The sequence below is a fragment of the Streptomyces sp. NPDC005374 genome (genome assembly GCF_042872225.1).
GTDB lineage: Bacteria > Actinomycetota > Actinomycetes > Streptomycetales > Streptomycetaceae > Streptomyces.
Genome location: NZ_JBIAKA010000006.1, coordinates 490,456 through 500,775, shown reverse-complemented (window position 1 = coordinate 500,775; position 10,320 = coordinate 490,456). Strand labels below are relative to the sequence as shown.

Sequence of the window (10,320 nt, the reverse complement as noted above, 5' to 3'; positions counted from 1 at the left end):
AATAGGGGTGGAGCGGTGGGTGGATGCCGCGGGCGTCGCGGTTCCGGCTTCCAGCCGTTCCAACTCGCTCCTGTAGCCAATGATGGTCACGCGGTGCAGGCCGAGGCGTCGGTGATCGGGCCTTCCCCAAGGCTGGGAAGCGGGCGTTTCCGCAGGCGGGGCAAGCGTGTTGCGGGTTTGAAGGCGGAGCCCAACGGAGCTCGTCGGTACAGGCAGTCGACCAGGACAGCTCGCACGTGAGGAGCTCCGTAGCCCTTTCATGCTGTCCTGCCGTCCGCGCCGCCGGCCATCACCCGTACCGTGGCCGTGGGTAGGTTCGCGCCGGGTCATCTGGGGGAGCTGACCCGTGGTGCCGTTCGAACTCGTCGACGCGGTACCGGCGAAGATGCGGAGGGTGCAGCAGCGGCCGCGTGATCTGCCCTCCCGCGTCCGGATGTACTTCCTGCTCGAGGTGTGTCTGTTCCCCGAGGTCGGCTACCAGCCGGTCTGGGACAAGCCGGCAGGGCCTCGCCGAACGCGAAGGCCCTGCGGGATCTGAGCCACCGACTCGGACGTGCGCCAGTACGGTCACTGTTTGAGGTACTCGCGGGTCCCCTCGGTCGTCCGACGACGCCGGGGGTTCGGTTCGGTACGTACCGGACGGTCTCGTTCGACGGCTGCAGCTCACTGTGGGTGCCTGATTCGCGCAACCGGGCGGGCTCGGGCGGACAGGGGATGTTCGTGCGGGTGGAGGGCGAGGCGACCTTCAGGTCTCGCTCGTCGTCCAGGTTCAGCTGCCCTTGAACAACTCGGTGCGGGGATGGTGGCCGATCTCGATGAACAGGCCGGTCACATCCAGGTCGTGGGTCTTGCCGGTGGAGACATCCCGCAGGACGACCCCGGCCGGCATGCCGTTGGTTTCCTTAGGTTCCTTGGTCTCCGCGATCTCGATGTCGAACGCGAAGGAGATCTTGTCGTCGGAGTACGCGCGGTAGGAGGGCGCCCATAGGGGGCCTCTGCGCGGTCCTTCTCGAACTCGGTGAGGTGGTACGGCGAGTGGATCACAGGAGTTGCCGGGCCTCGCGCCGCCGACGCTGTTCGGCCGGGTTCGCGACCGGGGCGGCCAACAACAGCTTCTGTGTGTAGGGGTGTTCGGGGCTCGAGGTGACGTCGCCGGCTGGTCCGGTCTCGACGATGTCGCCTCGGTGGATGACGCTCACGCGGTGGCTGATGTGCCGGATGACCGCGAGGTCGTGCGAGATGAACAGATAGGCGACGCCGGTGCGCCGCTGGATGTCGATGAGCAGATCGAGGACGCGGGCCTGGGTGGTGAGGTCGAGTGCGGAGACCGGTTCGTCGCAGACGATGAGCCGCGGGGCGGGCGCGAGGGCGCGGGCGATCGCGACGCGCTGCCGTTGGCCGCCGCTGAACTCCCGTGGCAGTCGCTGCGAGGCGTCCTTCGGCAGTCCCACCTGGTCGAGCAGCTCCGTGACCCGGGTCCGGGCCGCACTCGCCGCGGCACCCTGCACGATCAGAGGTTCGCTGAGGATGTCACCGATGGTGAGGGCCGGGTTCAGGGAGGAGTACGGGTCCTGGAAGACCACCTGGATGTCCCGGGCCAGGGCGCGGCGCTCCTTTCGCCCGGCGTGGGTGATGTCGTGGCCCTGGAATCGGACCGTGCCGCCGCTGGGCGCCACCAGGCCGAGCACGGAGCGGCCGATGGTCGTCTTGCCGGAGCCCGACTCGCCTACGACGCCCAGGGTCTCGCCCTGCCCCACGGTGAGCGACACGGCGTGCAGGACTTCGTGGGGGCGGGCCCGGATGCCCCGGCGGGGGTAGGTGACGCGCAGGTCGCTCACCTCCAGCAGTGTGGTCATCGGGTCTCCGTTTCGAGCACGTCCGCGGGGGCGGCCGGCGGGTCGGTGCGCAGTGCGGTCTCGTCGAGGATCGCGTCCAAGAGCATGCGCGTGTAGGGGTGCTTCGGCGCGGCGAACAGCTCTTCCGCCGTGCCGGTTTCGACGACCGTGCCCTCCCGCATGACGGCCACGCGGCCGCAGATGTCCGCGACCACGCCGAAGTTGTGGGTCACGAGCAGCACAGCCATGTTCAGTTCCTGTTGGAGGTCGCGCAGCACATCGAGGATCTCCGCCTGGACGGTCACGTCGAGAGCGGTGGTCGGTTCGTCGGCGATGAGCAGCAGGGGACGGCTCGCCACGGCACCCGCGATGAGGACGCGCTGTGCCATGCCGCCGGAGATCTGGTGTGGGTAGGAGCGGAAGGTGCGTTCGGTGTCGGGGATGCCGACCCGTGCGAGGAGCGCCAGGATCCGTTCGCGGGCCTCGCCCCTCGACATGGGCGTCGCCGCGCGCAGGCCCTCCACGAGCTGGGCGCCCACCGTGCAGGACGGGTCCAGGTTGGACATCGGTTCCTGGGGGACGTAGGCGATGGATGTACCTCGTACCCCGCGCAGTTCGCGCTCGCTCAGGCCGAGCAGTTCGCGGCCGTCGAGCCGGATCGAACCACGCGTGACGACCGCCTCCGCGGGCAGCACCCCGAGCGCGGCGAACGCGGTCTGTGTCTTTCCGGAGCCGGACTCGCCGACCAGGCCGAGGGTCTCCCCGGCCGCCACGCTCAGGGTGACGCCGCTGACGACCTCCTTCAGTTCACCGTCGGGGGCCGGGTAGGCGATCGCCAGGTCGTCGACGGTGAGCAGTCCGGTGACGGCGGCCCCTTCCGTGGCCGGAGGCCGGTACCCGGTGGCGGTCACGATACGGACCGGCTTGGGGCGCCCGCCCTCCAAGGCGTCCCGCAGCGCGTTCCCCAGGAGCACCAGCGAAGCCGTGATGATCCCGAGGACGAGGCTCGGCCACAGGAACTGGAGTGGTTCCTCGTACAGGTTGGTGAAGCCCTCGGAGATCATCGCGCCGAAGCTGGGCACGGTGTTCGAGCCGACGCCCAGGAAGGCCAGACCCGACTGGACGGCGATGGAGGAACCGGCGAGGAACGCGGTGGCGATGATCACCGGGCCGCGCACGACGGTGAACACGTGCCGTCGCAGGATGCGGCGGTCCGGCAGTCCCGAGACCCGGGCGGCGTCGACGTAGAGCTCGTTCTTCACGCCGAGAACCAGATTGCGTACGAGGCGGTAGATGCCGGGGGAGAGCAGGACCCCGAAGACGACCATGGTGGCCCGGTAGTCGCCCTTGGTGACCGGCATCAGGATGATGAGTACGAGCAGTCCGGGGAACGTCATGATCAGGCTGAAGAGCCATTCGGTGACGCCGCGGACCCGCTGCCCGAAGTAGCCGCCGACCAGCCCGGACGTGATCCCGATCGCGAGGCCGATGCTCGCGCCGATGAGCGCCGAGACCACGCTCGTGTTGATGGAGAACAGCAGCCTGGCGAAGATGTCGCGGCCGCTCTTGTCCCCGCCGAGCAGGTAACCGTGGTCGCCGAGGCCGGCGTTGACGGCGTCCAGGTTCGCCTCGTTCGCACCGTGGTCGGTGAGGACGGGGGCGAGGAGCCCCAGCAGGACGACGACGATCAGCAGGCCCGCGCTGATGACGGCCTGCGGGTCGGCGATCAGGTGCCGGAGCGCCGAGCGGCGCCGCCCTTCCTTGTGTGTGGTGGTCAACTGACCGTCCTCGCCTTCGGGTTGAGCCAGCCGCCCAGCAGGTCGACGACGAGGTTGACGACCACGACGAGCAGCACGCCGAAGAGACTGATGCCCATGATGATCGGCACGTCGCCCTGCAGGGAGGCGTTGAACGCGTACTGGCCGAAGCCCGGCAGCGCGAATATCTGCTCGATGATCAGGGCCCCGCCGAGCATCTGGATGAACTCCAGGGACAGCACCGTCAGGGCCGGACCCGCGGCGTTGCGCAGGGCGTGACGCAGAACGATCGAGCGAGTCGGAATGCCCCGGGTGCGCAGAGTGCGGACGTAGTCCTTGAGCAGTTCGCCGATCATGGCGCCGCGGATCTGCGAGGTCAGGCTGGCGATCCCGCCCATCATCAGGGCGACCACCGGGATGGCGATGCTGCTTGCCCAGCGGCTCGGGCTCTCGCTGAAGGTGGTGTATCCGGTGGCCGGGAACACATGCAGCTTGACGGCGAACACGTAGACCAGTGCGATGGCGACGAGCAGGCTCGGGACGAGGTAGCCGACCATCGCGGCGCCCTGTGCGAACCGGTCGACGGCGCCGCCGCGCGCGGCGGCGGCCACCCCGAGGGCGACGCTGATGAGGGAGGTGGCGAGCAGCGCTACGACGACGATCGACAGGGTGACGCCGAGCCGGGCGGTGATGGCCGAGCGGACCGGTTCACTGGTGAGGTACGAGGCGCCGAGGTCACCGCGGACCGCGTGCGCGAGCCAGTCGCCGTACTGCGCCGCCAAAGGTCGGTCGAGGCCCATCTGCGCTTTCTGGGCGGCGATCTGGTGCGGGGTGGCGCCGTTGCCGAGGACGCTGCTCGCGACATCGTCGAAGGATGTGCTGAGCAGCGTGAACGTGATCATGGTCACCAGGACCGCGAGCACGAGGCCCGCGGTCAGGCGACGCAGCACATAGAGCGTCATGGTGGCCTGCTCACCCGCCGGACTGCGAGGAGCCGGCCACGCCGAACTGGCGGATGGTGGCCATGGTGGAGGAGCCGTCACCGAGATAGGTGATGCCCTTCTTAGTGGCCCAGTCGGTACCGAGGTAGAAGACGGGCGCCAGCCACGCCTGCTCGACGCCGAACTGGTTGATCTCCCGGTAGATCCCGGCGGACTTCGCGGGGTCGAGTTCCCGGGAGGCCTGGCCGAGCAGATCGGTCAGCTTCGGGTCGGTGGAGCGGAAGACGTTGCGGAAGCCGGTCGGGGTGTAGAAGCTGCGGGTCATGACGGCGTCGGAGGCGAGGCCCTCCACGAGCAGGAACATCGGGTACTTGCCCGAGGCGACGGCGGTGGTGGTCTGCTGCGCGGGCACCGGCTCCCAGGTCACCTTGACGCCGATGTCGCCGAGCGCCTGGGTGAAGATCGGCTCGAAGCTCTTGGTGAAGACGAGGCTCGGCATGGTGACGGAGAATCCCTTGGGGTAGCCGGCCTCGGTGAGGAGCTTCTTGGCCCCGGCGACGTCATAGGGGTAGAGCTTGTTGAGCGATTCGTCGTAGGCCCCGCCCTGCGGGTTGAACAACTGGTCGGTGGCCTTGCCGGAGCCCCGCAGCATCTGTGTGACGATCTTCTGCCGGTCGAAGGCCATGTTGATTGCCTTGCGCACGCGCAGGTCGCCGAGCGGCTTCAGCTTGCTGCCCGCGCGGTCGCCGAGGACGAGGAAGGCGCCCGCGGTGGCCTGCACGTGTGAGATCTGGAAGCCGGCCGCCTTGATCGCGGAGATCTGCGAGACGTCGACGGTACCGGCGTTGGTCTGGCCCGCCTTGAGGGCGTTGGCCGAGGCGGTGGGGTCGGTGATCACGCGGATCTTGACCGTCTTGAACGGATACGCCTTCTTGTTCCAGTAGTCGTCGCGCTTCTTGAGGACGTAGACGGAGCCGTTGACCGTGGCCTTGGCGTCGAGGGTGTAGGGACCCGAGCCGACCGGGTTCAGGATGGAGCTCTTGGCAGCCATCGTCTTCGGGTCGCCGATCACGCCGGGCGACGTCGACAGCGCGGCGAGCAGTGAGGCGTCGGGCTGTTTGAGCTTGATGAGGACCGTCGAGGTGTCGGGGGCCTCGACCGAGGAGACGGAGGCCAGCGACAGCTGGCTCTGCCCGGGTGTCGACCGGATCCGCTCCAGGGTGGCTTTCACCGCGTTCGCGTCGACGGGATCGCCCGAGCTGAACTTCATGCCCTGGCGGATCTTCAGCGTGAGCGCGAGACCGTCCTTCGAGTACGACCAGCTCTGGGCCGCGCCGGGGTGGAGTACACCCTTGTTGTCCTGGAGGAGCAGCGTGTCGAAGATCGAATCCCAGACGTAGGTCTGCTGGCCCTCGATGAGCTGGGCGGGGTCGAACGAGTTGGGCGTGCCAAAGATGGACAGCGAGAGGGTCGCGTCGGCGCCGGAGTTCGACGTCGCGGCCGGGGCGGTGTCACACGCGGCTGTGGCTGTTGCCAGCAGGGCGACGGTCACGGCGGCGGCAAGGGCCTGTGAGCGCTGCCGTGGCCGTGGCGTGGGCCGGGAATGCGAGAAGCGGATACGCATGGGCGGATTCCTTCGTCCTGGAACCTGAAGAGCCGAGGCCTTCGTCAGTGCGTCGGTATGTGGGCGTGGTCATGCATGGGGTGCACGAGTTGGCCGATGCACATGTGGGGGTGTGCGGCGGAGCCCCGTGAGGCCGGCATGCGGGTGGTGCACAGGGACGGTGAGGCGGTCGCGGATCCGCCGGTGGGTCCCGTCATGCGAACAGTTACCACGTGGTTGAATTTCACTCGGAAGGTAAGCCCCGGCGGAAGGCGCGGGAAGATGGGAGACCTTGTTCGTAATCAGAGCGTTACCTGGCGCGAAATCGTCGGGCCCCACCCCTTGCGCTCGCGACGGTCGCCGCCCACACTCCGGGCAGGCAGTGAAAATCTAAGGCTTGGAAGGTTTTTGTAGCGTCATGCGGGATCCGGGAAGAGGAAGCGCACTGTGACCCAGGCCAAGGCCCGCGGCCCGTACACCAAGACCCCCGCCAGACGGGCCGAGATCGTCCGGGCGGCTCGCGAGAGCTTCGCGGAACACGGATTCACGAAGGCTTCGCTGCGCGACATCGCCGAACGAGCCGGCATCACCCACGCCGGGTTGCTGCATCACTTCCGCAACAAGGACGACCTGCTGGCCGCCGTGCTCGCCGAACGCGATGCCGAGGAACGGCGGTACGCCGAGGCGCAGGTGTCCGACATGGACCATCTCGCGCCCTACCTCGGCGACATGCTGCGCCACCACCAGAAGGCCCCCGAACTGATGCGCCTGTGGATCGAACTCGCGGCGGCCGCCTCCCGCCCGGAGCACCCCGCGCACGGCTACTTCGCGCAGCGCTACGCCTGGGGACGCGACCAGTTCGCCCGGGGCATGCTCGGGAAGGACGAACGCGGCGAACTCCACGCGGCGCTCTGCCCCGACCATGCGGCCACCCTGCTGCAAGCCGTGCTCAACGGCCTTCAGTTGCAGTGGCTGCTCGACCAGGAGCTCGACATCGTCGGCCCGATCCGGTCCTTCATGCGGATGACCTTCCCGCGGATCCGTAGACCCGCAGAACCTGAGGACGAAGCATGAGTCCCGGCATCCTCGCCGTTCAGCTGTACAGCGTGATCGAGGCTCTGCAAGCCGACCGCCCCGGTACCCTCTCGCGCCTTGCCGCGCTCGGCTTCCGCCATGTCGAGCCGTTCGCCCTCGGCCTGTGGACCACGCCTCCTGACGAACTGGCGTCCTCCGCACGCGCGTTGCGGGCGGATCTGGACGAGGCGAATCTCGGCGTCAGCTCGGTGCACATCGCTGTCTCGGCCTGCAGCCAGGCGTCTGCGATCGAGACCTGCCGCATCCTCGGCACGGACACCGCCTTCGTGCCGATTCCGTGGCTCGTGGACGGCTTCGACGAGTGGGCCCTGGAGAGCCACGACGGCATACGCGCCTTCGCCGGTCGTCTCAACGCGGCCGCACGGGAACTGGCCGGAGCGGGGATCCGGCTCGGGTACCACAACCACCACTTCGAATGGGCCCGGCTGCCCGACGGCGCTCCCGCCTTCGACGTGCTGTGGGATCTGCTTGACCCCGAGGTCCTCGCCGAGGTCGACGTCTACTGGGCAGCCGTGGCCGGCCAGGACCCGGCCGAGGTCCTGAAACGTCTTGGAGAACGCGCTGTGGCCGCCCACCTCAAGGACGGGCCTGCCGTGCTGGACGGACCTCAGACGCCCATCGGTACCGGCGACATCGACATCCCGGCAGCCTTGCGTGCCGGCACCCGTCTGCGGTGGCACATCACGGAGATCGACCGGACCGAAGCCGACCGCTTCGAACTGCTCGCGGCCAACCGTCAAGCCCTCCTGGCGGGTGGCCTGACCATCCCCTGAGACACTTGCAACTCCGTTGCAGCAAAAGGTCGTTGGTCAGGCGTGGCTGCCCGAACGCCGAGGAGCCGGTGAGCAGGATGTGAGGTCTGTACCGGACCGGTCCGCGCTCGCACGTGACCGGTCGACGCCGTACATGACGGTCCGTGCGCGGTGGCGCCCGGGGGACGGATGTGCGGACCGTCTTACCCCAATCCGCTGTGCGCCTGTGTCGTACGGCCCGGACGACCGCGATGCGTGCCGTGGCGCGGACGGGTAGATCGTCGCGGGACGGCGCGTGGTGGCCGATAGGGACGGCCCTGCCTCCGACGGCGGAGACGCCACCGCGCATCAGCAAGGTATGTGCGTTATTCCCCCTGAACGTGCTGGTCATGGGGCTGGCATGGGTCCTGTGGGCGGCTCACCGCAGGGGTGGGTTCAATGATGGGAGGTGGGATTTGGACAGTCGGCCGTGCACGCCCTTGACGCAGTCCACCACCTGGGAGACATGGAAGTCGGCGGCGGCGCTGAGGTAGGCCAGGCCGACCGGGCCCGGCACGGCGTACCGGTCGGTGAGCAGGGTCAGGGCGTCACGGACGGCGTGCCGCATCGCCTCGTCGAGGTCGGGGTCGAGGCCCAGGACGAGGTGTTCCGTCTCGGTCTCGGCGAAGGGGGCGCGCAGCCGGGCGGCAAGCACCCGGGTGGCGCGGTCGGTGTGCAGAGTCAGCCGCAGGGTCGCGCGCAGCGGCGCTTCGAAGGCGGTGAGCGCCACCTCCCCGTCGCCCTGGGAGAAGTGCGGGTCGCCCGCGTAGAAGAGGGCGCCGGGCACCTGGACCGGGAGGAAGAGGCGGGCGCCGGTGCCGAGATGACGGACGTCGAGGTTGCCGCCGTGGCGGCCGGGCGGCACCGAGTGAACGGCCGCTTCGGTGGCGGGGGCCACGCCCATGATGCCCAGGAAGGGGCGCAGCGGGAATGAGAGATGGCGGCCGTCGCCCGTGGGCAGCCGTCCGAGTCCGCCCGCGTCGACGGTCGCGACGAGACTGACGGTGGGCGCGGGGGCGTCGGGCGGTGCTCCGGCGGGAAGCAGGGGGTATTCGCCGGGCAGCGCGCCTTTGCCGTGGCGGTTGCTGATCACTCCGTACGGGGCTCTGCGGCGCAGTCGTAGCACCTCGACCTCCAGTACGTCGCCCGGCCGGGCGCCGCGCAGCGCCACGGGTCCGGTGACCACATGCGGTCCGTGCACGGCGGAGTCGTGTGCGCGGGCGGATGCGGCCAGTTCGACGGCGTCCTGGAGCAGGCCCGCCGCGGGGATGCCGGCGGCGGCGAAGAAGGCGGTGGGATCACGGCCCTGGTCGGCGAGGATCCCCTCGTGGCTGATGGTGTCGACGGTGACGGTCTCGCCGGAGCCGAGGGTCAGGACGGGCTCGGCCGTGGCGTTGGGCAGGTGCCCCCAGTGCACGAGCCCGGGGTCGGCAGTGAGGTAGTGGTCACCGTCGACGGGGCCCCGGCCGGGCTGGAGCATGTTCAGCACGGCGCGCTCGCAGCGGTCGCCAGACCCCGGCTCAGGGCGTCGGCGGTGAGGGTGAACCCGAAGCACTGACGGACGTTGTAGAGGGTGGCGTCCATGCAGAAGGCCGGGGAGGTGGTCGCGGTGGCCTCCTCGACGAGCAGGACGTCATAGCCGAGGTTCGCCGCGTCCATGAGGGTGGCCAGGACGCACTGGTCGGCGTTGACCCCGGCGAACAGCAGGCTGTCGACGCGCAGGTTGCGCAGGACGCTGTCGAGTTCGGTGTCCTGGAAGCCGCTCATCCGGTACTTGCCGACGTGCAGGTCCTCCTCGGCGGCTTCGAGCCCGGCGACCACGGCCGCCGACGGGCTGCCCCGCTCCAGTACGCGGCCGAGGCCGGAGGCCAGCGGGGCGCCGATGCCCGCGCCGGTGCCGTCCGGGTCGTACACGTGAAGGACACCGGGCGGCAGGTTGGCCCGGTCCGGCCGGTTGCCCCAGTTGAGCCAGACGACGGGGACGCCGGCGGCCCGCAGACGGGGCAACAGACCGGCGAGGACGGGGATGGGAGCGCGGGCCGGACCGACGTCGACGCCGATGGAGGCAAGCCAGCCGTCCGGGTGGCAGAAGTCGTTCTGCATGTCGACGACGATCAGCGCGGTCGCCGCGAGGTCGACGACCACCGTCCGGGGCAGGGCCTCCAGGGTGGCCGTGCGGGGCGGCCGGGTGGTGCGCGCCAGACGCACGCTCCCGGGCTCCGCCCGCCAGGCGTTGCGGGTGTTGGGGCCGATCAGGCCCTGGGACGGGGTCAACGTCACATGCTCCTTCGTCTCGTG

General features: G+C 69.4%; 9 protein-coding genes and 1 pseudogene. 3 read left to right on the top strand and 7 right to left on the bottom strand.

Going from position 1 to position 10,320, the window contains the following annotated elements; genetic code table 11:
- Positions 1-346: 346 nt before the first annotated feature.
- Positions 347-538, top strand: a complete 192-nt coding sequence (locus tag ACFYRX_RS18520) for a transposase domain-containing protein (RefSeq protein WP_389100761.1) — start codon at positions 347-349, stop codon at positions 536-538.
- 172 nt (positions 539-710) lie between these two features.
- Here ACFYRX_RS18520 and ACFYRX_RS18515 read toward each other — a convergent pair.
- The 5 genes and pseudogenes from ACFYRX_RS18515 to ACFYRX_RS18495 all read right to left on the bottom strand — a co-directional run.
- A pseudogene (locus tag ACFYRX_RS18515) lies at positions 711-970 on the bottom strand (thioredoxin-disulfide reductase); the annotation flags it as partial.
- Between the two features lie 70 nt (positions 971-1,040).
- Positions 1,041-1,856, bottom strand: a complete 816-nt coding sequence (locus ACFYRX_RS18510) for an ATP-binding cassette domain-containing protein (protein WP_389100759.1) — start codon at positions 1,854-1,856, stop codon at positions 1,041-1,043.
- Positions 1,853-3,613, bottom strand: a complete 1,761-nt coding sequence (locus ACFYRX_RS18505; RefSeq protein WP_389100757.1) for an ATP-binding cassette domain-containing protein — start codon at positions 3,611-3,613, stop codon at positions 1,853-1,855. Before ACFYRX_RS18505 ends, ACFYRX_RS18510 begins: the two co-directional genes overlap by 4 nt.
- A complete protein-coding gene (locus ACFYRX_RS18500; RefSeq protein ID WP_389100755.1) occupies positions 3,610-4,554 on the bottom strand; it encodes an ABC transporter permease in 945 nt (314 codons plus the stop codon). Before ACFYRX_RS18500 ends, ACFYRX_RS18505 begins: the two co-directional genes overlap by 4 nt.
- Before the next feature lie 10 nt (positions 4,555-4,564).
- The gene (locus tag ACFYRX_RS18495; protein WP_389100754.1) at positions 4,565-6,157 is read right to left on the bottom strand and encodes an ABC transporter substrate-binding protein; all 1,593 of its coding nucleotides are present in this window, start codon (positions 6,155-6,157) and stop codon (positions 4,565-4,567) included.
- Between the two features lie 426 nt (positions 6,158-6,583).
- Here ACFYRX_RS18495 and ACFYRX_RS18490 point away from each other — a divergent pair, with 426 nt between their 5' ends.
- Positions 6,584-7,210 carry a TetR/AcrR family transcriptional regulator gene (locus ACFYRX_RS18490; protein ID WP_389100752.1) on the top strand — a complete coding sequence of 209 codons (627 nt, stop codon included), beginning with the start codon at positions 6,584-6,586 and terminating at the stop codon, positions 7,208-7,210.
- Positions 7,207-8,004, top strand: a complete 798-nt coding sequence (locus ACFYRX_RS18485; protein WP_389100750.1) for a sugar phosphate isomerase/epimerase family protein — start codon at positions 7,207-7,209, stop codon at positions 8,002-8,004. Before ACFYRX_RS18490 ends, ACFYRX_RS18485 begins: the two co-directional genes overlap by 4 nt.
- A 397-nt stretch (positions 8,005-8,401) precedes the next feature.
- On the opposite strand, the gene ACFYRX_RS18480 is transcribed toward ACFYRX_RS18485, so the two are convergent.
- Entirely contained in the window at positions 8,402-9,502 is a 1,101-nt protein-coding gene (locus ACFYRX_RS18480; RefSeq protein WP_389100748.1) for an acetamidase/formamidase family protein, read from the bottom strand.
- Positions 9,503-9,504: 2 nt separating this feature from the next.
- The gene (locus ACFYRX_RS18475) at positions 9,505-10,296 is read right to left on the bottom strand and encodes a cysteine hydrolase family protein (protein WP_389100746.1); all 792 of its coding nucleotides are present in this window, start codon (positions 10,294-10,296) and stop codon (positions 9,505-9,507) included.
- Positions 10,297-10,320: the final 24 nt, after the last annotated feature.